Origin of the sequence: Shewanella gelidii (assembly GCF_014647855.1) — a bacterium.
In the GTDB taxonomy this organism is placed as follows: Bacteria; Pseudomonadota; Gammaproteobacteria; order Enterobacterales; family Shewanellaceae; genus Shewanella; species Shewanella gelidii.
The window spans coordinates 419,426-444,771 of the sequence record NZ_BMPZ01000003.1; the positions used below are offsets into that span (position 1 = coordinate 419,426).

Below are 25,346 nucleotides of genomic sequence, written 5' to 3' on the forward strand. Positions count from 1 at the left end.
TTATTCGGCGCGCTGAAGTTAAATTCTTGTTACTGCATTGCAGCGACCCCTAAGATGTATCATAGACGTGCTCAAAAACACAACAAAAAAAACTTCAAATCACGATTTATTCACTTTAAATGCAAACTCAAGCACATTTTTGGTGCAAACAACCCATTTCATTAGGGTATGACTATTCACCAAAGTGAATACATTTTGATTCAAAAGTCGCCTATAACAAAGCGCATTAGCGGTGAGAAATCGCGATGTAAAAAATATATTTACATCGCATTAACTTGATTAAGCTTCTTCAACCAGACGCTTCATGTCTGTCATGTAGCCACGAAGTTCTGCACCGATATATTCAACTTCGGTATTGCGAATAGCTTCATTCACTTCGATAAGACGTAGGTTATCGACCTTATTGCTTTCAACTTCTAAAGCAGCACCGAGCACTTCTGCTGGCATCGCATTGACATAGTCTTTTAGCATAGGGAGCGCCGCGTGGTTGAATAAGTAACAACCGTATTCAGCCGTGTCAGAAATCACTACGTTCATTTCATACAAACGCTTACGAGCAATCGTATTTGCAATCAATGGCGTCTCATGGAGCGACTCATAATATGCAGACTCTTCAACGATACCTGCTGCAACCATCGTATCAAAAGCAAGCTCTACACCCGCCTTAACCATGGCAACAAGGAAGATCCCTTTATCAAAATAGGTTTGCTCGTCGATTTCTTCATCACATGCTGGCGCATTTTCAAAAGCAGTTTCATTGGTTTCAGCACGCCACTTTAATAAGTTGGCATCGTCATTTGCCCAATCAGCCATCATCGTTTCAGAGAAGTGACCACTGATGATGTCATCCATGTGCTTTTCAAATAATGGCGCTAGAATTTCCTTCAGCTCATCAGCCATATCATAAGCTTTGATTTTCGCAGGATTTGACAGTCTATCCATCATGTTGGTGATACCACCATGTTTCAAGGCTTCCGTGACTGTTTCCCAACCTTGCTGAATCAGCTTCGCTGCGTAGCCAGGCTCTACACCATCAGCAACCATCTTTTCATAGCCAAGAATTGCGCCGGTTTGCAGCATGCCACATAGAATCGTTTGCTCACCCATCAAGTCAGATTTAACTTCTGCAATGAAAGAAGATAAAAGAACACCGGCACGATCACCGCCCGTTGCACTTGCATAGGCTTTGGCAATATCTAAACCGTCGCCATTTGGATCATTTTCAGGATGCACAGCGATCAATGTCGGTACACCAAATCCACGCTTGTATTCTTCGCGAACTTCAGTACCTGGACACTTAGGTGCAACCATCACAACCGTTATATCTGAACGTACTTGCATGCCTTCTTCAACAATGTTGAAACCATGTGAGTAAGACAGTGTTGCGCCTTCTTTCATCAATGGCATCACGGTTGATACAACATTGGTGTGTTGCTTGTCAGGCGTCAGGTTGAGTACAAGGTCAGCATCTGGGATCATTTCTTCAAATGAACCCACTTTAAAACCATTTTCAGTCGCACGTTGGAATGAAGCACGCTTCTCTGCGATGGCTTGAGCTCGCAATGCATAAGAGATGTTGAGGCCAGAATCACGCATGTTTAAACCTTGGTTCAAACCTTGAGCACCACAACCTAAGATGACAATGTTCCAATCTTTGATGTAACTGCAGCCTTCGCTAAATTCAGCAGGGTCCATGAAACGACATTGTGACAATTGCGCCAACTGCTGACGCAAATTCAAAGAGTTAAAATAGTTAGCCATCGGGTGTTCCACCTTGTAATTGGATGTTTGTAGGGTGCAAGTTGCAATGCATGTCTGCACGAATTAAACACACTATAGCGCAAGCTTTTAATTGCTTAAAATGATATATTCGGAACATTACGTTGCAATTTACGCAATACGATTTCATCTGCTTCAATGCAGCAATCCTCGTCAAGTTAGCATAATGGAGAAGTCACATGGATATCCGTACGATTAAGTTATTTTTACATCTTTGTGATAGCTTGCATTTTGCAAAAACGGCGCAGCAAATGCACATGAGTCCTTCCACACTAAGCCGCGCGCTGCAGCGTCTTGAAGACGAGGTTGGCGCCAAGTTATTACAGCGAGACAATCGCAGCGTCACCATTACCAGTGCCGGGCTAGAATTCCAACAGTTTGCTCAGCAAACGCTACAAAGTTGGCAAACAATGCGCTCTCGCATCGGCCCACATCAAGATTTGCTCAGGGGAAAGATTAATATCTTTTGCTCAGTAACCGCAGCCTACAGCCATTTACCTGAATTGCTCGACCAATTTAGGCGAGAGCACCCGCTGGTTGAAATTTCGCTGAGGACAGGTGATCCCGCCAATGCAGTAACCGAGGTGATGCAGAATCGCGCGGATATTGCGATAGCGGCTTTACCAGATACATTTCCAAATAGCCTACACTTTTCAAAGATTGAAGATATTCCTCTAAGTGTAATTGCGCCAAACTTACCTGGACCACTACAGGAACAGCTCAATCAAAAGCAAATCGATTGGCCTTCGTTACCATTTATCGTGCAAGACCATGGGCCTGGCAGAAAGCGCGCTGACAATTGGTTCAGCCAGATGGGCTTCAAGCCACAAATTTACGCGCAGGTGTCAGGCCATGAAGCCGTGGTTTCCATGGTGGCGCTGGGATTTGGGCTAAGCATCACCCCTGAAGTTGTGGTCACCAATAGCCCAGTAAGAGATCGAATCCAGATGCTACAATCTCCTATAGACATTCCTGTTTTTGAATTAGGTTGTTGTTGTAAACAAAACCGCTATGAGGAACCAGCAATCAAAGCATTTTTGGAAGTTCTCTAACAGTCCTTAAACGAAACAACCGAATCAGCTTATACCTATTTTTATATATATGACAGTAACTTGGGCAGAGACCCGACAACGAAGTGAACAATGAAAAGAGACATAACGCAAAGAAATAACATTTGTTGCTCAGTTGTTTAGCATCTGCAATGGTTTTCAATAGATAAATCCCTATACTTAGTCGACCAAAACAAATATCGAACGGCGTGTGTTAAATACCGAGATTGGTAAATGAATTTACTCGCGATGCTTTTGACCTTTAGCGGATTGATTGGCTTACTGTTTGCCATCAAACCGAGCTATAAGATCTGCACCTTACCTGAATATCGAAATTCGGGCTGGTATTTGCTATTTGTGATGATTCTCTTTTTTATTTTTGGTTATCTAGGCTTCCTCTGGCTGCTATTCAAGCAAAGTACTGGCAATTATGAACTCGTTGTCGCGGCAATTTTCGCCGGCGGCGGCATGTTTGTTTATGCCGTCACCAAAATGAGTAAAAAAACCATTCTTAGCCTGCAAGATATTGTCAAAGAAAAGCACTACCAATCTCGCCACGATATGTTAACGCAGCTCCCGAATCGCACACTGTTTTATGAGAAAGCGGATCAACTCATCAGCCAAAAGGTTGCTAAATTTAGCTGTTTAATGCTCGATTTGAATGACTTTAAAATTATCAACGACACCTTTGGCCATGCAAGAGGCGATGAGGTATTACAGATCCTCGCACAACGGCTCATGCAAACCGTACCAAGTGAAGCGACACCGGCACGAATTGGTGGTGATGAACTTGCAGTGCTGTTGCCAAAAGCAAGTGCTCAAGAAGCGTTTGAAATTGCACGCTCAATTCAGCATGCCTTTAAAGAGGATATTGAGTGTAAAGATTATAAATTGGGGATTGGCGTGAGCATCGGTATTGTGGAATACCCAGACCATGGAGAAAGCAAAGAAACGCTACTCAAAAATGCCGATACCGCCATGTACCAAGCCAAGTACAACGACAATAATTGCCAAGTTTTCCATAAATTTTTGTAGTCCACACAGTGTTCAGTTTAGCAATGATATATTTAGACACCCTCCCTGCGTCGCTAATCTTGGCGATCCAGAACAGTACTCGCAGCCTACGTCTCTGTACCAACACTCTCCATTGTCCCGAAAAATCACGCCATGCGGTTAGATTCACTTCAAAGTATGCACCTAAACTTAGGATTGCAAAAATCGATGCTTTGCCGCCTGCACAACAAACATTAGCAATCAATCAATAAACAACTACAATTCCTAAGGCAGCATTTTGACCCTCAATTCATAACACAATGGAATGTATAAACCGCCTGATCTCGAACAAAAGGAATTGTTATGGCAATAGCTTGTATCACCACCCGAGCCAGCAACGGCGTTGACGCCCCAAAAGTTACCGTAGAAGTTCACCTGAGCAATGGCTTACCTGCATTTAATCTTGTTGGGCTTCCCGAAACATCGGTGAAAGAAGCCAAAGAACGCGTAAGAAGCGCTTTGATTAATGCCGGATTTGAGTTCCCAATGCGTCGCATCACGGTCAATCTCGCACCAGCAGATTTACCCAAACAGGGCGGTCGTTACGATTTACCCATTGCAATTGGCATTCTTGCGGCTTCAGGGCAAATCCCCGATGAAAGCACCCAGCGAATGGAATTTGTTGGAGAGCTGGCATTGTCTGGTGAGATCAGGGGATGTAGCGGATTACTGCCTGTCATCATTGCTACTCAGCAGGCAGATGTTCGCGTTGTTATCCCATTAGAGAATCAAGATGAAGCCCGCCTTGTCGGTTATCAGCAAGTGTTTTTGACTCAACATTTGCAGACTCTCGCCGCATTTTTACATGGACAAGCAGAGCTCCCTAATATCAATACGGATCTAGAATGGCTCGAGCCGAACCTAGCCCAAAGCCATCTTTGCTTTAGTGATGTCATCGGTCAACATCATGCAAAACTGGGCCTAGAAATTGCCGCAGCAGGAAAACATAATTTACTAATGCTCGGCCCCCCAGGTACTGGTAAGACGATGTTGGCGAGTCGGATCATGCAGTTGCTCCCACCTTTACAATATAATGAAGCGTTAGAAGTAGCAGCACTGCACTCTGTTGCAGGGCTAAGCACAAAATTAGAAAATTTTGTCCGTCGGCCATTTCGTAGCCCCCATCATACCGCTTCGGCGATTTCTCTTGTTGGCGGAGGAGCAGTTCCCAAACCAGGAGAAATATCTCTAGCGCACCATGGCGTGTTATTTCTTGATGAATTGACAGAATTCCCCAGAAAAGTACTCGATTGTTTACGTGAACCCATGGAAACCGGTGAAGTCGTGATCTCTAGAGCTGCAGCCAAACTCACCTTTCAAAGCAAATTCCAGTTAATCGCCGCAATGAACCCAAGCCCTTGTGGCGATACAGATGAGCACGCACGAGCAACGCCTGACCAAATATTGCGTTATCTCTCTCGACTATCCGGACCATTCCTCGACCGATTCGATCTCACGCTTGAGGTACCTCGGCTCCCCGAAGGCTCGCTTGCAAAACATCAGATAGATTCTGAGAAATCTACAGATATTGCCGAGCGTGTGGCCGCAGCACAAGCAATGCAGCAGCAGCGACAAGGAAAACCTAATCATGAACTTTCGGGTAATGAGCTCAAGCAGGTGGGTGGCTTTAAACAAGAGGATTTACAATTCTTAGAAGCAAGCGTGAACAAGTTAGGACTATCAATTCGAAGCTTCCATAAATTACAGCGGGTAGCACGAACAATTGCGGATTTGAACCAACAACCTCAGGTTGAAAAACGCCACCTTGCACAAGCACTCGGTTATCGAGCGATGGATAGGCTCTTACAGCGGCTGAGCAAACAATCGTAAATATCATAGGATCAGCCTTGAAATTTTGTTAACAAACTAGAATTTGATTGTAAAAGTCAAGGATATACACCGCAAAATAGCATGAACAGATTGAGCCAATGTCGCGCAACGAGTACCATAGACCTCCAATTTTTACAGGGAAATTTCAATGGCTGCTGTTTTGTCACGAATAACGGGTTCAATCGCATTCTTATGTTACATCGCAAATACACTCTTTTGGGTGTTCCCTATATTCGTCTTCAGCATCATCAAACTTATCCCCGTTGCACCACTTCGGCTTGCCATCAATTACTTGCTCGATGCCTGTGCATCCGCTTGGATTAGTATTAACGGAATCGTCGAACGCATTTTACACCCGGTTAAAATACACGCTTCTATCGACGCAAAGCTTGATAAAAATGAATGGTATATGGTGATAGCAAACCATCAGTCCTGGGTAGATATTCTCATTTTACAACGACTGTTTAACGGTAAGATTCCCTTTCTGAAGTTCTTTTTAAAACAGGAGCTAATCTTTGTTCCCTTTCTAGGGCTTGCTTGGTGGGCGCTAGACTTTCCATTTATGAAACGCTACAGCACCGCCCAGTTGAAGAAAAATCCAAAGCTGCGCGGCAAAGATATAGAAATTACTCGTAAAGCCTGTGCAAAATTCAAATCAAAGCCTGTGAGCATCATGAACTTTGTTGAAGGTACTCGATTTCAGTCAAGTAAGCATCAAAAGCAAAATTCACCATATCAGCATCTTTTGCGCCCTAAAGCTGGCGGCTTGGCTTTCGCTTTATCGACCATGGGTGATCAATTAAACCAACTTGTGGATGTCACCATTTATTATCCAGAGAAGACACCAAGCTATTGGGAGTTTATTAGTGGTCAATGTCAATCCGTGTATGTGGACGTGACTGTCAGTGAAATCCCTGCATCGATGAAGGGCGACTACGTCAACGATCGCCAGTTTAAACAACAATTTCAATCTCAGCTTAACCACATTTGGTTGAAGAAAGACTCAACCATGAATCAACTGATTAAACAGAGTACGCAAGGAAACTCGCACGAATGCTAAACTTTTTACCCGGTCCGATTTTATTTGTTATGAGCCTTTCGCTATTGATTATCAATACCTTAGTGTGGGCCTCTCTCATCTGCATTGGCGGCCTTGTAAAGCTATTGGTTCCTTTAAAGAGATTTCGCAATTTCGTAACCCAAATCATGAATAAATTGATGTGGGCTTGGGCTAGCTGTAATGGCGGGATTTTATTTTTACTTGCTAATTTTGAATGGGATATTGACGGTTTATCGGACCTTGACCCGCAAGGCTGGTACTTAGTGATTAGTAATCACTTAAGTGGCTTTGATATCGCGGTTCAAACCTATCTATTACGCAACAATATTCCAATGCTTAAGTTCTTCCTGAAAAAAGAGCTGATTTATGTCCCCTTCTTAGGCCTTGGGTGCTGGGCTTTAGATATGCCATTTATGCACCGGACAAGCCCTGCCAAATTAAAGAAAAACCCTAAGTTAAGGGGAAAAGACTTGCAAACGACACGCAAAGCATGTGAAAAGTTTAAGCACCTTCCTACGTCGATCATGAATTATGTTGAAGGAAGTCGTTTTACTGAAGAAAAAAGGCAACGCCAAGGTTCACCCTATCGTTACTTAATGCGCCCCAAAGCCGGAGGAGTTGCCTTTACGTTATCGGCAATGGGAGAGCAATTTACTGGCTTACTTGATATGACCATTCTGTACCCTGATGCACCGGAGAATATCTTACAAGCCGTAATGTTCGGCAAAGTGAAAAAAGTCATTGTGCGCGCAAGAGTAATAGACGTACCAGAAGTCGATGATAAGCAATATTTTAGCGATGCTCAGTATCGAGTGGATTTTCAACGCTGGCTAAACCAACTTTGGGATGAAAAAGATCAGCAGATCCATCAATTGCTGTTATCACATCAAGCAAGTACAACCACCTATCAAGCAAGAGATCTCGCCTAAGCTCCGCATTCCATTATTGCAGAAAATTGCTGCTGTGGTGCGGGGTTAAAGCAATTGACAACAAAGTCTCGGATGATGGTATTATGGTCATCTAGCTTGAATGGATTTGGCCTAGACGAGTGTTCAATAAATTTGATGACTCAACCAGAACCATCGACTAAGCTAAAACACTGCTCGTTCCTGCTCAGTCGTATCATTTTTAAGTATTGATTGTCGTAGATTCTAGCGGAGATAAGCTTGGCCATGGGAGTGAATTTGAAGCAAACGATGTTCAAAGGATTATCAAGGTTCCTTTTCAGCTTTCTTCTTTTATTCTGCACTCATGCAGGGGCTATTTCAGCTGAACCCACCAGTCACGACGCACCACCACTTAAGTTTGAACACTTAGATACCCGTTTAGGGCTCAACCAAAATACAATCACCAAACTGTTTATTGACCAAGCTGGATTACTATGGGTCGGCACGCAAGATGGCTTACACAGCTATAACGGCAAGTATTTCCATGTGTTTAATCACAATGCAAAGGACCAAACCAGTCTGTCAGAGGGCTTCATCACCGATATAGCCCAAGATGAAAATGGTGCTTTATGGGTTGGCACTTTTAATCAAGGATTGAATCGACTTGATTTAAAAACCGGAAAGGTGACCCGCTTTGTCAAAGAAAATGGTTTAGAAGATCTGCGAGTAAACCGATTAACCGTTGTTGGCGATACGGTATGGATTGGCACAAAAAGTGGCCTTTATACATTGTCGTCTCGACGCAATGTCATCCAAAAAGTCGAGCTTGGCAATCGAACCAAACCGAATGTAACCAGTTTACGGCGCGTAGGTAATGACTACATTGTCATTGGCACCGAAGCCAGCGGCGTATTCGCCATTGATACCGACACCATCAGCCGCTTAAACTTACCGCAATCTTTGCGAGTCAATCAAATTCGCGACGCAGGTAACAACCAAATATATCTTTCTTTAGCTAACCAACTTTGGAAGTATGATATTGGGAGTCGTCATGGTGAAATGGTTTGGCAGCGAAAGCCCAAGCGAAATACCACACACACAATCAGTGATTTCGTAATCGGTAAAGAAGGGGTGATCTGGCTGGTCGGTCCTAATGCAGGCTTAGTGCAACTTCTTCCCAATACCAACACCTCGACAAACGCTCAGGAACAGATAAAGGCCTACGCCTACCGCCATGACCCGCTGATTAAAGGCTCTGTCGTTGATAACAATATCCAAAGACTCTTACTCGATGACAATGGCACTTTATGGTTAGGTACCAGCTATTCAGGTATCGACAAAATCAATATTGAGCGACAATATTTTAAACATATTTACGAACACCATCAGTTAAACCCTCGTCAAAGCAACAATATTCGCGCTTTATTCAGAGACAGTCGTAACACGCTCTGGATAGGGATGGATGGTGCGGGTTTAAAAAGTCTCACTCCCGGCAATGAATTTTATCAGCACTATCTTGCATACTTTTCCAATGCCGCTGGTTTAAGCCAGTCAGAAGCACAACTGCGGATCATGGATATCATTCAAGATGAGCAGCAAAACCTATGGTTTGCGAGCAGTTTAGGCTTAGGTAAATTCGATAAAGACCGCCAATTCAAATTATATCAACAAAGTGATATTCGCCCTGGTGCTATCGGTCAGGGCCTTATTCGCAGCCTTACAATTGATAGCAAAGGCCAGCTATGGATTAGTGCCGCGAGTCGCCTCTATCGCTATCAGGCCGAAACCGATGATTTTACGGAGTTCGATTTAACCCGTATCGACAACTTTAACGATATTCAAAACCAAATCATGGTCACCCGATCGCACAAGAACCAACTTTGGTTAGGGACAATGGATGGCTTGATTCGAATCGATATGGATACGGGTAAGGGAGAAATCCTAAATAAGGATGTAGATAATCCCAATAGCATGTTCAACAGTCGTATACGTGACATCTTATTTAATGAAGATGGCAGCATATGGCTAGCGACACATGGCGGCCTCACTCTTATGGAAAAAGAGTTATCAGGCTTTAAGTTTACCAATATTGGAACCACCCAAGGTCTACCGAGCGCGACCATTTACGCCATCTTGAAGGATGACCAAGGTAGCCTTTGGATAAGTAGTAACGCGGGCATTAGTCGCTATAACCCTCAATCAAAGCAAATCATTACTTTTAATGAATCCGAGGGGCTGCAAGGGCTCGAGTTTAACGGCAAAGTAAAAATGCAAGATGCTAATGGCGAACTTTGGTTTGGCGGTATTAATGGCATTAACCATTTTTCGCCACAAACGATTCCAACCCACCGCACCGATAATCAACTCGCATTGACCGGATATAGCATCGCCGGTAACTATCATCGCATTTTTGATTTGCGTCAGCCTCCAGTGATTCATATGGATTACGATGAGCAAGTTGTGAGTTTTGAAATCACGTCTCTCGACTTCAGCTACACCAATAACGAACAGTTTGCGTTTCAACTTGATGGCCTAGAGCAACAATGGCATTACATAGAAAATTCAAGTGATATCACATACACCAATCTCACACCCGGCAAATACACACTAAAAGTTAGGTATGGGCTGAGAAACAACCCTCTGAGCTCGCAAGTCTTAGAAGTCCCAATCCAAGTTCATGCCCCCTTTTACCGTACGAGTTACGCATACGCTTTGTATTCATTGCTACTGGCTTTGTTTATTCTAAAAAATGTTTTTGACAGACAAACTAAGCGTAAAATTGAGCATGAATTTGAGACCAGCATCCGAGTCTCAGAAGAGCGCCTAAAAATGGCATTGTGGGCATCAGGCGACGGTATGTGGGACTGGAAAATTCCAGAAGATCGCGTGTTTAGAACTAATGTTCAAGATGACGAAATTTACGAAGATAATGGTGAAAGTTTAACCCGAGATATTCACCCAGAGGATAAAACTCGTGTCCAACTTGCACTGAACGATCACCTCAAGGGACGCACTCCTTTTTACGAAGCAGAATACCGAACACTCGATGACAACGAACAATGGATTTGGCTATTAGACCGCGGCAAAGTTGTTGAGCGAAACTCTCGCAAAGAACCGCTGCGAATGACCGGCACACTCAAAGACATTACAACGCGCAAGACCACAGAAAATGAACTTCGGTTATCTTCGCAAGTTTTGCATAGCATGAATGAGGCCGTCGTCGTCGCAGGGCTCGACTATCGCATGATTTCCGTCAATCCAGCTTTCACTTTAGTCACTGGATTTAGCGCTGATGACGTGATGAACAAACCTTTTCTTTTTCTCACACGCGGACTGCAAAATAAGACGTTTTATCAAACGATAGAAAAGCAGCTTCTTCACAACAAACGCTGGTCTGGTGAAATAACCATTCGCACCAAAGGTAAGCGCAAAATTTTGATCTGGTTGGAAATCAACCAAGTTATCGATACCAAACAGGAAGCCAGCCATTTTGTGGCAGTATTCACCGATATTACTGACCGAAAGAAGGCCGAAGAAGACTTAAGAGTATTGGCAAGCTTTGATACGCTAACGGGCTTACCAAACCGAACTTTGTTCCAAGACCGACTGTCCCATGCGATTCACCAAGCCCATCGCTCTAAAAACGTTGTGGCTTTAATGTACCTAGATTTAGACCGCTTTAAACATATCAATGACTCAATGGGGCACCACATTGGTGATCTTCTATTAAAAGCGGTTGCGGCACGACTTAAAAACTCTGTTCGCGAAGGTGATACCGTCGCACGTCTTGGTGGAGATGAATTTACCATTATCATTGAAGGCGTCACAAAAAATAAAGTCGCCACCGTTGTGGCAGAGAAGATTGTTCGCGCCTTCCAGACCCCATTTTTGTTGGATGACAAGGTTCTAACCATCTCACCATCAATAGGGATCAGTGTATATCCAGATGACGCGGAAGACTCTACGTCATTGACCAAGTTTGCCGATACAGCCATGTATCATGCAAAGTCTTTGGGACGAAACAATTTCCAATTTTATACGTCAAAGCTCAATGAATATGCGGTCCGTCATGTTGAGCTTGAGGCAGGATTAAAACAAGCAATAACGCTTAATGAATTTTCTTTGGTTTATCAGCCAAAATTCTGTGTTGCCACTGGTAAACTCACTGGATTAGAGGCACTTTTACGCTGGCATAGCAAAGAATTAGGTCATATTTCACCTGCTGAGTTTATCCCACTTGCAGAAGAGACCGGCATGATTAACCAGATTGGTCACTGGGTTATTAACCATGCTTGCCACCAAATTGCAGAGTGGCACGAGCAAGGTTTTACTGATCTCAATGTGGCTGTAAACCTGTCTGCCAACCAGTTGAAAATGGATATTGTATCTACCATTGAAGTCGCACTCGCCGTATCCGGGCTGCCAGCCCATGCGTTAGAGCTTGAGTTAACCGAGTCTATGATTATGAAAAAGCCACAAGATTCAGTTTCGGTGCTCAATCAGCTTAAGGGGCTTGGCTTAACTTTAGCGGTGGATGACTTTGGAACTGGCTATTCAAGTTTAAGTTATTTGAAGCGCTTCCCTATCGATACCCTAAAGATTGATAGGGAGTTTGTTGGCGATATTACTGACGATCCAGAAGATGCTGCGATTACGAGCGCCATTATCGCGCTCGCCCACAGTCTAGAACTCAATGTGGTTGCAGAAGGGGTAGAAACCCAAGAACAGCTAAACTTCCTTGCTCAACATAAGTGCGATCAAATTCAGGGGTATTTACTGAGCAAGCCACTCAATACCAAAGATTGTGAAGCTTTCTTGTATCAACAGCAGCAACAGTCATTATCCAACGAATAAGTGCTCAACATCTCGAGCTTACTCAAGCGAACACCCATTAAAAAAGGCTCCGAGGAGCCTTTTTTATAACCGTGCGGTTTGCTTATGCTTGACGCGTTCGCTCAACTTTCTTCACCCAACCTTCTGGGCCTGCCATTTTACCGTTTTGGATATCAGTATATACCTGATAGATCCGCTGAATATGCTTGCCAACCTTGCCGTCACCTACGGTAACAACGGTATTGTCTTCAAAAATATAAGAGCCAACAGGAGAAACAACTGCTGCGGTTCCGAAACCGCCCGCCTCAACAATCTCACCAGACTGAATATCAGCAATAAATTGGTCTAACATCACTGTCTCTTGGCGGATTTCGCAGCCTAAGATTTCCGACAGTTCCATAATCGATTTTGACGTAATAGACTGCAAAATCGTGTCCGTGAATTCAGGAATAATAATGGTGCCATCTTTCAAAACATGGAAGTGGTTCATCGCACCAACTTCTTCAATTTGAGTATTGGTTGAATCCAAATATAAAACTTGAGCAGCTCCATACTCCGCAGCAGCTTTACCTGCTCTTAGTGAAGCTGCATAGTTACCAGCCGCTTTAGAAGCGCCTGTGCCACCAGAAACCGCACGATGGAACTTCTTACTAATGAGCAAGCGAATCGCATTGTTCACACCTGCTGCATAATATGCACCACTCGGGCTAATCATCACGCAGAACGTATATTGATTGCTCGGACTCACCGATAGTCTATCTTCAGTCGCAAAAATGAAAGGACGAATGTACATACACGCCCCTTGCTGCATCGGGAACCATAAGCGGTCAACATCAATCAATGCATTTATCGCATCAAGCTGCACCTGTTCGTCCAAGTATGGAATGCACACAATCTCTGCAGAACGATTCATTCGCTCAGCATTTTTATCAAGTCTAAAGGTATAAATTTCGCCATCATCATGCATATAGGCTTTGGCACCTTCAAAAATCGACTGCCCGTAATGCAATGACATTGCACCTGGAGCCATTTCAAAGGGGGCATACGGCACAATCCGTGGATCTTGCCACTCGCCATCGCGATAATCCATCAAGAACATATGATCCGTTCTTAACTTACCAAAACCGACATCTCCATCTGGTTTAAATTGCTCTATGCGGCGCTCTGAATCCGGTTTTAGATTGTAAGTTATTTCCATTGCATTCCACCTTTTTGACTGAACATGCAGATTATGGAGAGACGAAAATAATGTCAAGCACGACGGGGGCTATAGTCAATTTTCTCAGCAAAAAATGATGTCAACCTTACGAAACATTGGCATGCCAAAAAGCGGCAGCAACATGGATGCCCAAAAGCAATGCAGGATGAGCGAGCTATTCCATAAACAAATGCACTGCGTCAATCGACCCTGCAGTATTTAACCAAGTTTGTAACCTGCTCTGTACAAAATTAACACCATATATACCTAAAACCTATAAAAAACGCCTTAGAAATTCCATTCAGTTATTATTCAGCGACGTTGCTCTAGTCTGAGTTCAGCCACAGAGCAGACGCTCTTTTTTACTCAAAACATTGGAGTATCTTATGAAATCAAAATCACTAATTCTTGCATCGGTCATGGCTTTTTCTTTTACTGCGCCGACAATGGCATCCGATTGGTTTATTGGTGGTGCCGTGGGCACACAAAAAGATAAATATGAAGTAAATAGCAGCCTAGAAGGCAAGTCTTCGGATAAAGAGAACGATGCGGTTTACCAAGTTCGAGCTGGTAAATACTTAAACGATAATCACCGTGTTTACGGTACTTACAGTTACAATTCTGATGACTTTGCAACGCAACAGAGCTTTCTGATGTCTTATGATTACCTCGTCAACTTAGGCCAGAGTAATAAACTCAATTGGTTCATTGGTGCAACAGCAGGCTTAAACCACACGAGCCCTGATCACGGAGACTTGCGTAGCAAAGATGATTTTGTTTGGGGGGCACAAACAGGATTCAACTTCCAGTTAACGAAGAACATGAGTACCGAGCTAGGTTATCGTTATCTAAAACAGGACTATGGTTCATCAATAACAAATGGTACTGAAAGTACCAAGTTTGGTCTTGATAATACCCAACAAGTCTACTTTGGTATTGACTACCGTTTCTAGTCACTCAACGATAGCGAGAACTGGTGCGTGATTTATCGCCGCCAGTTCTGCTTTGTCTAACCAACTCGCCACCGCTTGAAGTGGTTTTCGATCAAGCTCAAACCAGATAAGCCAGGCAAGTTTTTCTTGACCCCCTTGTTCGGCATGAATGCGTTGCAGCTGATCTTTTATATCCAGCGAGAGTTGAGTTTTTAAATCAAACGCTCCCTGATTCAATGACACGTCATAAGACTGGTGATAGCGTACAGTGAAATCATGTTGTAACTGTTTATCATGATTTTCGCCACTGCGTACATAAGTGCTTAACCCTGCACTCACCAATGCCATATGAAAACTCGCCCGCCCTTTCACGTTGGGTAAAGTAGGCTCAAAATGAGCCGCAAACACTAAGTCATCCAACTGAACAGTTAAAACTCCGGAGTCCTGAGGCGCCTGACTGAAAGTGGTACCAAAGACTCGGTTAAACCAGCCACGCCACTCTTGTCCATTTACAACAAACTGTGGAGTATAAACCTGCTTAACATTAAGTTGATTTAAATGATCGTATTGCCTCTGACTAAATTTGCGCTGTCCATAAGGATCTTTCCATCCAATGTAGTCCCAGTAGGTCACGTGAAACGCAATTGGAAAGTACTGCTGCCATAATTTAGGCTCTTGTTTGAACTCAGAGAGCCATGCTTCTGCGGGAGGACAAGAGCTGCAGCCCTGCGAAGTAAATAATTCAATAAAGTAGGGGCGCTTTGATGGGCTTTGAGCTGAAAAATCAAATAAACGCTGAACGCGCTCATTTGATAAATCGGTTGCCCGGGAATGACTCGCTAATTCAGTGTGAGTCGTTTTCACTGAACGATTGATGGGCTGCACTGTTTCATCACGACTTGCAAACACTTCTACACCGCTAAAACTCGCGAAACCAACAATGGCCACCACCATCACAATGGGTGCTCCATAAAGAAATTTCTTTTTCATCCATCGTCCTCGCTAGGTCTCATAGGTAAACAGACCCGCGAAAACGGGAAAACAATTCACACGATGGAATCCATGCATCACCTAAAGCAAAAATGGATACATTCAGGTCATTTTCGTCACGGTTTAAATCAATCTATAAGCAATTCTTAATAAAAAGCACAAATCCGCGATTAATTTTTAGTTTTCAGAGGAATAATCGCTGTTCTTTACGGTCTATGGGCTGCTAAAATCGTTACCCCAATCCAGAAACTTTATAGGACTTCCCGATGAGCCTTGAATTACTGTCCAAGCTGGAAACTAAAATCCAGGCTGCAGTTGAAACTATTGAACTGCTAAAAATGGAACTTGAAGAAGAAAAACAAAAGAGTTCACAATTGACTGAGCAGAACGATCAACTCAAACAAGAGTTAAACTCTTGGAATGAGAAAGTAACCGGACTGGTAGGTTTGCTAAATAGCGAAGTTGAATAGCAAATCAAAGGACATCAGCACCTATTGCGACGCAAATAGGTGCTACCCTTCAATATCCCACTTCTACTTTTGGAATTAGGCGATTTGTGCCTCTAAATTTTGCGCGGCAAGTAATTCATTTAGCTCTTGAACCACTTGTTTAATCTTTGGTTGGCTTTTTCTTGGCAGCAAAAACCGTCCTTTTTCAAACTCTAACTTCCCTAAATCTTTGACCCAAATAACACCCGTCAAAAAAATTCTTGCGTGCTTAACAATCAGTTTAGGTGCGTATACAGGAAATACTCTCACATGACCTCCGAACGACAACACTAGTTATAATTTTTGGTACCGTTGTTTGACATCACTTTTACCACGATAGTTTCATCATTCAGAGTTTTTTTTATGAGAACTGGGATCAGATCTCATAAGATCACAAAGCCCAATATTGCAACGAGATCAAAACCTCATAATCACAAAAAACGCAATACCAATACGCATTTGTGGCACTATCTTTGATTCAGAACACGCATTCAATTCATAAACAAGGCCTAAGCAACTTCTACTTTAACAAAAGCTAAAATTAATAAGCTATTCAAACAATTACTGAAACTATCAAACTATTTATAATTGAGAACAAAAAACAGAGTTCTCAAACCATAAAGAAATTTATCCTACCAGAGCGATACTCATCTACCATTCCGGCACAAAAAAAGAGCCGTAAGGCTCTTTTTTTAAAACATAAAAGATTACTTCAACGTCGTTAGGTATACCGCAAGATCTACGAGTTCATCATAGCTTTTGATTGAAGACGTTTCTAAGCGATATTTTCCATTAACCACCAATGCTGGTACGCCGCTCAATTTAGCATTTTCAGTATCACGCTTCATTGAAGACATCTGGGCATTCACCATAAAAGAACTCGCTGCTGCGTCAAAGTCTTTGCCTTCCACGCCATTTGCGATAAATAATTTACGAATATCATCGCGGTTAGTAAAGCGCTGTTTTTTATCATGAATAGCGGAGAACAATGCCATTTCAATCTTCTTATCAACGTTTAACTGATGTGCAACAGCAAATGCGCGTGACATTTCAACGCCCATTTCTCGCCCAATAAACTCTACGTGCTTTTGAGTAAACTTCACACCTTCTGGTAATTTGCTCTCCAGCTTAGGCACGACCGACTTAGCGAAGCTATAACAATGAGGGCAATAGAATGAAAAGAATTCTGAAACTTCGGGTTTCGCCGTCGCAGGCCCTTTGTTAATGGTCGTATAGTGAACCCCTTCTTGATAGTTTGCAGCCATTGCAGCGAATGGCATCATCAAAATCGCAACGGTCATTAATAATACTTTCTTCATTACTCTTCCTTTAATTTTCTAAGCGAATTCTTTGGACTTCAAGGTATGTAACGATCGCCCTGAATGGGTTGACTCTGTAAGACCCTGTATGAAACCAATTTCATCCTCAATAACGTATTGTGAGGTTAATTCTTTGCCGAGAGGCTAACACACTTTATCGCTAATTTGCATCGCCTTCACCAAACATAGCGTCTATATTACGGAGCACACATTAACGAAACATTAATAGGGCACGAGACTAAGTGGTGCTTCATCCATTACCGCCAGTTGCTCTTTAAACGCTAGAATTTGTTGCTCCCAATATTTATCTTCTGCATACCAAGGAAAGTGCATTGGAAAAGCAGGATCTTGCCAGCGCCGACTCAGCCAAGCATTGTAGTGTAACATTCGCAGTGCTCTAAGCGGCTCTATCAAAGCGAGTTGCCGGGTATCAAAATAGCTAAACTCTTCATAGCCTTCTAGCAGCGTTTCCAACTGCATTCGTCGCTGGCCCAGATCACCGGTAAGCATCATCCATAAATCTTGAATAGCCGGGCCAGATTTGGCGTCATCCAAATCAACAAAGCTTGGGCCTGTCGGTGTCCACAAAATATTGCCTGGATGCAGATCGCCATGCAAACGGATTGCATCATACTGCGGCTGCCATAGTGCACTAGCCTTGTCATATACTTGCTCAACAATCGTAAAAAATGCTTGCTCAAGTCCTGTAGGCACATGGCCCGATTGCTTTAACCATTCAATAGAATCAACGCCTAAGCTCTGCAGTGTAAGGGATTCTCGATATTGAAACGTTCGCTGTTTTGCAAATTGATGAATCCGACCCACGAATCGACCAACGGCCTCTAGCTGCTCTAAGTTGTCGACTTCAAAACAACGTCCACCAATCGAAGGAAACATTGCAAAACGATATCCTTGATAGGTAAATAAAGTTTGCCCATCAATACGAGTCGGCGCCGCGATAGGAACTTCAGCTTCGAGCAACTCTTGCGAATAATCATGCTCTTCTTGAATTTGGGCATTACTCCAACGCTCCGGTCGGTAAAACTTCACCACATAACGCTGGCCACGATCGCAACGAAATTGGTATACGCGATTTTCATAGCTGTTGAGCGCTAACAACCCTGTTTCAGGGTAAATGCCAAGACTCTCTATCGCATCCAAAATGAGGTCTGGCGTTAACGCTTGATAATGAAATTCTGCACTGGATTTACTCATCCAAGTTCCCCTTCTTGCTTCACAAAAGGCAATAGCAGAGTCTGAAGAAATGAAAGCACTTCGATATCTTGCTCACGCTCTACCGCGAGCCAACATACGTCCCCATAAAACTCATAATTCAGCCAAACGACACAAGACTCAAAATCTAAACGCCACTGATGGCGGTCTGCCCCCCATTGCTGCTCTAGCACCTGACAGTCTAGAGCTTGGACAAGAGGCAATGCAAAAGCATCAAAATGGTCGAATTCAATTGCTGCTCGAACCTGTAACGATTTATTATCTGCATCAAATTGCACAGACTTAATTGTGTTTAGCGGATTCAATCACTGTCTCTCTATTCATTAAAGTAAAGCTGTGCCCAGGGTCGTGTCGCCCACAAAATATAGATTTTAGCTACTACACGACATAATCAAACCTTGACCCCATTTGGGGGGGCGTTTGGCGTAATGGTTTTTGTCGACTTGTTCATCAAATGGCTTTTGTAGCACCTGAAACAAATCCTGCAATGGTTGAAGATCACCCTCCTCGACAGCAACAATTGCTTCTTGGGCCAAGTAATTGCGCAGAATATACTTGGGGTTGGCCAGATCGCGCAACTTTTGCCATGATTCAACATCTTCCACTGGTCCTAGCCGTGCCCGATAAGCTTGATACCAGTGATCAAACCCAACCACATCAATAAAGTCGTTACGTAGCGAACAATGCTCGCTGCTTGGATCAAGCGCACCCAATTTCCGCCACCCATTGGTATAGTCCAGCTGGCTTTTTTCCAGCAGTTGGGTGAACCCTCCGACTAACTGTAGATCTGATGCACCCACCTGCTCCAATGGGCGCTCAGGTAGTCCCAACTTATCTCCCATTTTTTCTAAATAGGCACGAACAAGGGCTGGCTGGTATAGCTCCAGCGCATCAATAAGATCATCAGACTCAATCACTGGTGCAAGCGCTTGAGCTAACTGTTGTAAATTCCACAAACCGATACCTGGCTGCTGGTTAAAGGCATAGCGTCCCGTCGTATCAGAATGATTACAAACAAAGTCTTCTTTAAACGTATCTAAAAATGCAAACGGGCCAAAATCGAAACTCTCACCTAAAATCGACATGTTATCGGTATTCATCACACCGTGGGCAAAACCAATCGCTTGCCAGAGAGCTATCAGCTCAGCTGTATCTGTAACAACCTGACGAAACCAAGCAATATAGCCGCCAGAATCGCAGCTAAATTGTGGGTAATGCTGTGTAATCGTAAAATCTAGCAACTGCTTTAACTTGGTTTTGCTCCCTTGCTCGCTATAACTGAAGTATTCAAAATGACCAAAGCGAATGTGACTGCGAGCTAAACGTACGGTTGTTGCCGCTGTTTCTTGTGACTCGCGCCATACTGGCATGTCGGAGCCAATGACGGCCAAAGCACGAGTTGTCGGCACTCCCAAATGATGCAAAGCCTCCGAAACTAAAAACTCTCTGACAGCCGAACGCATCACGGCTCGACCATCTCCTTGGCGGGAGTAGGGCGTCGGCCCAGCCCCTTTGAGTGCAACATCCCATGCGCCTTGAGGACCAAGAGCCTCACCCAAGATGATAGAACGCCCATCCCCAAGCCTTGGGGTATACCCCCCAAATTGATGGCCACTATAGACCTGCGCATAATACGCAGCACCCTCAATCTGTTGATTTCCGGCAAAACCTTGTAGCAATGACTCAGAAGGCGTTGAAAGACCAACAAGGCTTGCAGCATCATGACTCCATGCAAGCCAATGTGGGTTACTTAAACCGAGCGGCGCGACTTGGCTATAAAAGCCCGTTAGCTGCTCAAAAAAATCCTGTTTGAATCGCATGGCTTTCCTTGTAATGTCGTTTAACCAGCCATTTGCACGAAATCCATGGCTATTTTCACTATATTTATCAGACTATTTACAACACCATTATTTTACGGTCTGTAAACAAATGAGTTGCTGCTCAGCATCTATCTGGCATCGTTGACCACACTGGAAGGTTTCAAGTTTTGATTGACTCAGCCTTTTCATCCCCTCGCCTTTTCGCTGGCACTGCTCAAGGGTCTCGTAATAGCCACGAATATCTTCTGTGCTTAACTCACTTTTAGATGCAGCCTCTGCATTCGCGTAATAAAACAAAGTCCACTCAGGCGTTTTACCGCAACCACTTAATAGGATTAGCAAACCAAATAAAAAACTATTTATCTTGTACACAGCCACCTCAACACTCAGAATTCGCTCCCCATGTTGCCACGGCTACCATACTTTTAAAACGTAAGCTTTCAAGGGTCATACCCAAGCGCACCACAACAGGATCAAAAAACCACCATTTGAACCCCATTCTCTCAGATAAACGTCAACTCGCATCAATCGCCCACAAAAAAGGGAGCTGTTAGCTCCCTTTTAAACCCCACCTGAGTCATCCTGCGTTTATTGTGACTTAGCGGCTTTTTCTTTGGCCTTCTCAATTCGAGCTAAACGCCCCTCAAAGCCAGTTTTGGTGCCATCACTTAACTCGTATCCTATCGCTTGATGGCAAAAACCTATCGCACGGTCGAATTCATGATGATCAGCTAACAAAGTCGCAAGCTGCATAAAGCCTATACCTTTAACGGCTTTTAAATTGCCATTCGCCTCTTCTGCTTTGTAATAGTCTGCAAATAGCAAGGAATATTCATCACTTAAGTGTGCCCCAAAATCTAAATACTCTTTCAACTTTCTTTGCTTATAGCACTCAGCAATAACGACCAGCATCGCTTGATGTTTACCCGCTAATTCACTTTGCTCTGCTAAATTTGCCATCCCTTGCTGCAGTGCCGGCGTCGCCCAACCTAAATCTGGCTCTGGCTCTGGCTCTGGCTCTGGCTCTGGCTCTGGCTCTGGCTCTGGCTCTGGCTCTGGCTCTGGCTCTGGCTCTGGCTCTGGCTCTGGCTCTGGCTCTGGCTCTGGCTCTGGCTCTGGCTCTGCAGTTTGACTTGATTCAAACGCTAATGGTTCAGAACTTTTAGCTTGCTGAACTTCAGATTCTGATGCCAGTGTCGCTTCTGAAGCAATCACTTCGCCTTCAATCACGTCTTTATCTGCTTCGGCTTTTGCTTTCGCTTCTGCTTCTGCCTTCGCTACAGCTTGGTACTCTTCACGCCGCTTTTGCAAAGATTCATTTAATGCCTGTTGCTGCTCTTCTTCGGCTAATCGCTGAGCGCGTTTAAACAGGTACACGCCTAATCCGACCAAAATAATAATGGCTAAAATCTTAAACATTGTTATTCACCGTTGGTTAACTCAACTCTCGCGATAAGAGTCTTTAGGTTGTCATTTGATAAACTGCAACAAACATATAGCTGTATATTTGCCGAGTTCAAATACTGCTTTCAACATTATTCTTGCGTGATTCACTCTCACGCGACTTGCAATGTAATCCACAAAATCAACTGCTTAATTAAAAACTGACACATGGACTGAATTTTTTAACCACTGTTACAAATATATCAGTCCTTGACAACATCGCCACCTCAAAATTCGACCTCTGATTACATTCTTGTTCAAAATGTCGCCTTAGCGGCAGTATTTCCAACTTTTAGATGAGGTATTTAGTAAATACTGGCACCAAGATTCTTAGGGGTACATACGGCAGAATGACTAGCTTAAAACGCGGATGGAGCAGTGGATAACCACATAAACAGGCTAAAAAGAAATATTTTGTGCGCACCTTCAAAAAAATCGCAAGAAAACTGTTACACATGCAAAGAAAAAGATAGCCTAACAATACCCGACCAAAACACTAAGGTATATGCAGTGTCTCAAGAAATCTTATCTGGCAAGCTCCTTTATGAATTCAAGACTATTGAAGCAATGGTCAAGATATATTGCAAAGCTCACCATAAAGAGACCACGTGGGCTGACTGCCAAGATTGCCAAGAGTTCCTAGCTTACGCACATGAGAAGTTAGACCGTTGTCCATACGGTCAGAATAAACCGACCTGCAACAAGTGCCCTGTTCATTGCTACAAGCCTCATATGCGCGCTAAAGCCAAGGAAATCATGGTCTATGGGGGGCCGAGAATGTTATTGCCACACCCCATTATGGCAATCAAACATCTACTTGCAGAGCGACAACCCGTTCCGGGCAAACCACCGGCAGCCGCATCCAACCGCCACCAAAGAATCAAAATTAAACAGGTAGATAGCAACTAATCTATCGAGCAACCTCACTCTTCGCTGTCTATACAGATATGACTAGCGATAGTATCCAAACGCAGCTGCGTCACTAGTGGCTGCGACAACGCTCAAGAGCACACAACAAGCGCCCTTTTCTATTCTCTGCTTTTGTTTTCAGCATTCAACATTCAAGCAAATCCTAGGTCACTGAACAACTGAGAAAGAAAACTCCATTGCACTTCTAGCCAAACAATCCTGGTTTACGCTAGTGTATTGACCATCCTCCATGCTCTTGAAGCATGGTCATGCATAAAATAAAAACATCTAGGAAAAAACATGAAGAATTTGGGGAAGTTAAGCCTTGTGGCGTTAACCTGTGCAGTCGGTTGGAGCAGCTTTGCACAAACAGCCGAGCGAAACCACACCATAACCATTGACGATTTTTTTGATATTGGCTTGATGCACAGTGTAAAAATCAGCCCAAATGGTCAACAATCAATCTGGCTAGAAACGCGATGGGACAAGGAACTGGACAAGACCCAAAGTGATATTTGGCAAATTGATCATAACACCAAACAAAGTAAGCGCTTAACATTCACCAATGAGAAAGAGTCTGCAGCGGTGTGGAGCCCTGATGGCCAGTACATCTACTTTCTAGGTCAAATGGGTGATGATCAAGGTAAGGCCCCTTTTAATGGTAAACGTCAGGTTTTTCGAATTGCAGCCGGTGGCGGTGACGCGGTGCCGATCACCAAAGAAAATCAGGGCGTAAACGCCTTTGAGCTAAGTCAAAATGGCAAAAGCTTATATTTTCTTGGCAATAAAACCAGCACAGACACCGATACATGGGCGAGCCTCCGCGCCAGTCATCAAGCGCCAGAATATGCCCATGGAGAGCGTAATACCAACCCACTCTATAAATTAGATTTAGTCAGTTACAAACAACAAAAGCTACTTGATGATGACAAAGTGGTTTGGCATTTTGACGTCAACAACGATGAAAGCAAAATTGCACGTATAACCACGCAAGACAATGAGTTGGTCTATCTTGAAGGCTGGTCTGATGTTGAAATTTTCAATACTAAAACTCAAAAAAATACGATTTTGGAAGATAGCCAATGGCGTGAAAATGCCCCCTCTCCTTATGGTTGGCTGCTTGGCCTCGACTGGCATGAAGACAACAAGCAACTGGCTTTTCGAGTCGACTTCGACGGGCATCCGGGAAAATTATTTGTTGTTCAGCACTCAAAGCAAGGTCAACAAACACTTGCGATAAAACGGCCGGGCGACACAACCCTGACTTCAAACGACCACACTTGGCGACCTGATAACCAAGAACTTTGTTATCGTGGCGCGAACCATGGCCGAGTCGAGCTTTACTGCACCCAGATCAACAAGGGCAAACAAGGCAAGACTCGCACCGTCATTGCTGGCGATCGAGTCATTGGCAGCTTTAGTTTTAGTCAGGATGGTGAAACTGTTAGCTTTAACCACAATGGGTTAACTCATTTTTCTGACTTATTCGTAGCAGATGCCGATCGCAATAAAGCAAAACCAAAGCGGATCAGCAATATCAATCCTCAAGTCGAGAACTGGAAGCTACCACAAATTTCCATCGTCAAATGGAAAGCGCCTGATGGCTCACTAGTCGAAGGTATTCTTGAATTACCTGCCGACTATAAAAAGACCGACGGTCCATTGCCGCTTATTGTCCAAATCCATGGTGGCCCGACTGCTGCAACTCCCTATGCGCTGCAGCACCGCTCATATGGCCGTAGTACATTCACCGCGACTGGCTGGGCACTGCTCTCGCCAAACTATCGTGGTTCTACCGGTTACGGCGATAAATTCCTTACAGAGCTTGTTGGCCGAGAACATGATATCGAGGTCAATGACATCCTAGCCGGCGTTGATCAACTGATTGCCGATGGCGTTGTCGATGGCGATAAGATGGCCGTCATGGGTTGGAGTAACGGCGGTTATCTCACAAATGCTTTAATCAGCACGACGACGCGATTCAAAGCGGCAAGTTCTGGTGCAGGGGTGTTTGATCAACGGCTTCAATGGATTATGGAAGACACACCAGGGCATGTGGTCAACTTTATGCAAGGGCTCCCATGGGAAAAACCAGAAGCTTATAGCCATGGTTCTTCACTCACCTATGCCGACAAAATTAAAACGCCAACCCTAATCCACATCGGAGAGAATGATGCTCGCGTTCCACTTGGCCATGCGCAAGGGTTATATCGAGCACTCAAAAATTACCTCAACATTCCTGTAGAGCTAATTGTTTATCCGGGAGAAGGTCACGGCCTAAGCAAATATCAACACCGCAGAGCGAAAATGACATGGGACAAAAAGTGGTTTGAGCACTATGTCCTAGGAAAAAAAGTGAACTAATCATTTAGCCACTTCACTATTCACAGCTCGCAACTTTAGCGAGCTGTGATATTCGACACACTTCCAACAAAAACGCAACATACTCTAGAAGCCAAAGGATAGAATGGCCAGTCAATCGCCCAAAATCCAACTAAAATATGCAACAAGTAAACTCGAAGA

Annotated in this window: 20 protein-coding genes; 10 read left to right on the forward strand and 10 right to left on the reverse strand. The window is 43.8% G+C overall.

From position 1 onward, the window contains the following. Nucleotides 1-279 precede the first annotated feature (279 nt). Nucleotides 280-1,761: a ketol-acid reductoisomerase gene (gene ilvC, locus IEY18_RS08840; protein WP_188919872.1), complete on the reverse strand. Its 1,482-nt coding sequence runs from the start codon at nucleotides 1,759-1,761 to the stop codon at nucleotides 280-282. Between the two features lie 197 nt (nucleotides 1,762-1,958). Here ilvC and ilvY point away from each other — a divergent pair, with 197 nt between their 5' ends. The 6 genes from ilvY to IEY18_RS08870 all read left to right on the forward strand — a co-directional run bounded on the left by ilvY (nucleotide 1,959) and on the right by IEY18_RS08870 (nucleotide 12,512). Next, the gene (gene ilvY, locus IEY18_RS08845) at nucleotides 1,959-2,831 is read left to right on the forward strand and encodes an HTH-type transcriptional activator IlvY (protein ID WP_188919874.1); all 873 of its coding nucleotides are present in this window, start codon (nucleotides 1,959-1,961) and stop codon (nucleotides 2,829-2,831) included. A 231-nt stretch (nucleotides 2,832-3,062) separates the two neighbouring features. Beyond that, nucleotides 3,063-3,863: a GGDEF domain-containing protein gene (locus IEY18_RS08850; RefSeq protein WP_188919876.1), complete on the forward strand. Its 801-nt coding sequence runs from the start codon at nucleotides 3,063-3,065 to the stop codon at nucleotides 3,861-3,863. 321 nt (nucleotides 3,864-4,184) lie between these two features. Continuing rightward, nucleotides 4,185-5,711 carry a YifB family Mg chelatase-like AAA ATPase gene (locus tag IEY18_RS08855; RefSeq protein WP_188919878.1) on the forward strand — a complete coding sequence of 509 codons (1,527 nt, stop codon included), beginning with the start codon at nucleotides 4,185-4,187 and terminating at the stop codon, nucleotides 5,709-5,711. Between the two features lie 148 nt (nucleotides 5,712-5,859). Next, complete coding sequence (gene yihG / locus IEY18_RS08860) at nucleotides 5,860-6,771, forward strand: 1-acylglycerol-3-phosphate O-acyltransferase, YihG family (protein WP_188919880.1); 912 nt, start codon at nucleotides 5,860-5,862, stop codon at nucleotides 6,769-6,771. Next, entirely contained in the window at nucleotides 6,765-7,700 is a 936-nt protein-coding gene (yihG, locus tag IEY18_RS08865; RefSeq protein WP_188919882.1) for a 1-acylglycerol-3-phosphate O-acyltransferase, YihG family, read from the forward strand. The genes yihG (IEY18_RS08860) and yihG (IEY18_RS08865) overlap by 7 nt, the downstream gene beginning before the upstream one ends. A 243-nt stretch (nucleotides 7,701-7,943) precedes the next feature. Beyond that, nucleotides 7,944-12,512: an EAL domain-containing protein gene (locus IEY18_RS08870; RefSeq protein WP_373290729.1), complete on the forward strand. Its 4,569-nt coding sequence runs from the start codon at nucleotides 7,944-7,946 to the stop codon at nucleotides 12,510-12,512. 82 nt (nucleotides 12,513-12,594) lie between these two features. Here the strand turns inward: IEY18_RS08870 and IEY18_RS08875 are convergent, their stop codons facing one another. Next, nucleotides 12,595-13,689: a branched-chain amino acid aminotransferase gene (locus IEY18_RS08875; protein WP_188919884.1), complete on the reverse strand. Its 1,095-nt coding sequence runs from the start codon at nucleotides 13,687-13,689 to the stop codon at nucleotides 12,595-12,597. 386 nt (nucleotides 13,690-14,075) lie between these two features. Here IEY18_RS08875 and IEY18_RS08880 point away from each other — a divergent pair, with 386 nt between their 5' ends. Then, complete coding sequence (locus IEY18_RS08880) at nucleotides 14,076-14,642, forward strand: outer membrane beta-barrel protein (RefSeq protein ID WP_188919886.1); 567 nt, start codon at nucleotides 14,076-14,078, stop codon at nucleotides 14,640-14,642. Here the strand turns inward: IEY18_RS08880 and IEY18_RS08885 are convergent, their stop codons facing one another. Further along, the gene (locus IEY18_RS08885; protein WP_229779795.1) at nucleotides 14,643-15,611 is read right to left on the reverse strand and encodes a DUF1223 domain-containing protein; all 969 of its coding nucleotides are present in this window, start codon (nucleotides 15,609-15,611) and stop codon (nucleotides 14,643-14,645) included. It lies immediately after the preceding gene. 266 nt (nucleotides 15,612-15,877) lie between these two features. On the opposite strand from IEY18_RS08885, the gene IEY18_RS08890 reads away from it, so the two are divergent. Then, nucleotides 15,878-16,081 (forward strand): cell division protein ZapB, encoded by a 204-nt coding sequence (locus tag IEY18_RS08890; protein ID WP_188919888.1) that lies wholly within the window; start codon nucleotides 15,878-15,880, stop codon nucleotides 16,079-16,081. Between the two features lie 75 nt (nucleotides 16,082-16,156). Here the strand turns inward: IEY18_RS08890 and IEY18_RS08895 are convergent, their stop codons facing one another. The 7 genes from IEY18_RS08895 to IEY18_RS08925 form a co-directional block, all read right to left on the reverse strand. After that, complete coding sequence (locus tag IEY18_RS08895) at nucleotides 16,157-16,369, reverse strand: DUF1107 domain-containing protein (RefSeq protein ID WP_188919890.1); 213 nt, start codon at nucleotides 16,367-16,369, stop codon at nucleotides 16,157-16,159. 437 nt (nucleotides 16,370-16,806) lie between these two features. Continuing rightward, the gene (locus IEY18_RS08900; RefSeq protein ID WP_188919892.1) at nucleotides 16,807-17,418 is read right to left on the reverse strand and encodes a thiol:disulfide interchange protein DsbA/DsbL; all 612 of its coding nucleotides are present in this window, start codon (nucleotides 17,416-17,418) and stop codon (nucleotides 16,807-16,809) included. Between the two features lie 222 nt (nucleotides 17,419-17,640). Further along, nucleotides 17,641-18,633 (reverse strand): serine/threonine protein kinase, encoded by a 993-nt coding sequence (locus tag IEY18_RS08905; protein WP_188919894.1) that lies wholly within the window; start codon nucleotides 18,631-18,633, stop codon nucleotides 17,641-17,643. Further along, nucleotides 18,630-18,956, reverse strand: coding sequence for a DUF3630 family protein (locus tag IEY18_RS08910; protein WP_188919896.1), 327 nt, complete (start codon nucleotides 18,954-18,956; stop codon nucleotides 18,630-18,632). Before IEY18_RS08910 ends, IEY18_RS08905 begins: the two co-directional genes overlap by 4 nt. Before the next feature lie 66 nt (nucleotides 18,957-19,022). Next, nucleotides 19,023-20,471 carry a protein adenylyltransferase SelO gene (locus IEY18_RS08915; protein WP_188919897.1) on the reverse strand — a complete coding sequence of 483 codons (1,449 nt, stop codon included), beginning with the start codon at nucleotides 20,469-20,471 and terminating at the stop codon, nucleotides 19,023-19,025. An 87-nt stretch (nucleotides 20,472-20,558) separates the two neighbouring features. Then, a complete protein-coding gene (locus IEY18_RS08920; RefSeq protein WP_229779796.1) occupies nucleotides 20,559-20,843 on the reverse strand; it encodes a hypothetical protein in 285 nt (94 codons plus the stop codon). Nucleotides 20,844-21,059: 216 nt separating this feature from the next. After that, complete coding sequence (locus IEY18_RS08925) at nucleotides 21,060-21,890, reverse strand: hypothetical protein (protein ID WP_188919901.1); 831 nt, start codon at nucleotides 21,888-21,890, stop codon at nucleotides 21,060-21,062. Nucleotides 21,891-22,424: 534 nt separating this feature from the next. Here IEY18_RS08925 and IEY18_RS08930 point away from each other — a divergent pair. Both IEY18_RS08930 and IEY18_RS08935 read left to right on the forward strand, forming a co-directional pair. Further along, nucleotides 22,425-22,823, forward strand: coding sequence for a nitrous oxide-stimulated promoter family protein (locus IEY18_RS08930; RefSeq protein WP_188919903.1), 399 nt, complete (start codon nucleotides 22,425-22,427; stop codon nucleotides 22,821-22,823). A 300-nt stretch (nucleotides 22,824-23,123) separates the two neighbouring features. Continuing rightward, nucleotides 23,124-25,187, forward strand: a complete 2,064-nt coding sequence (locus tag IEY18_RS08935) for a S9 family peptidase (RefSeq protein WP_188919905.1) — start codon at nucleotides 23,124-23,126, stop codon at nucleotides 25,185-25,187. Nucleotides 25,188-25,346 lie beyond the last annotated feature (159 nt).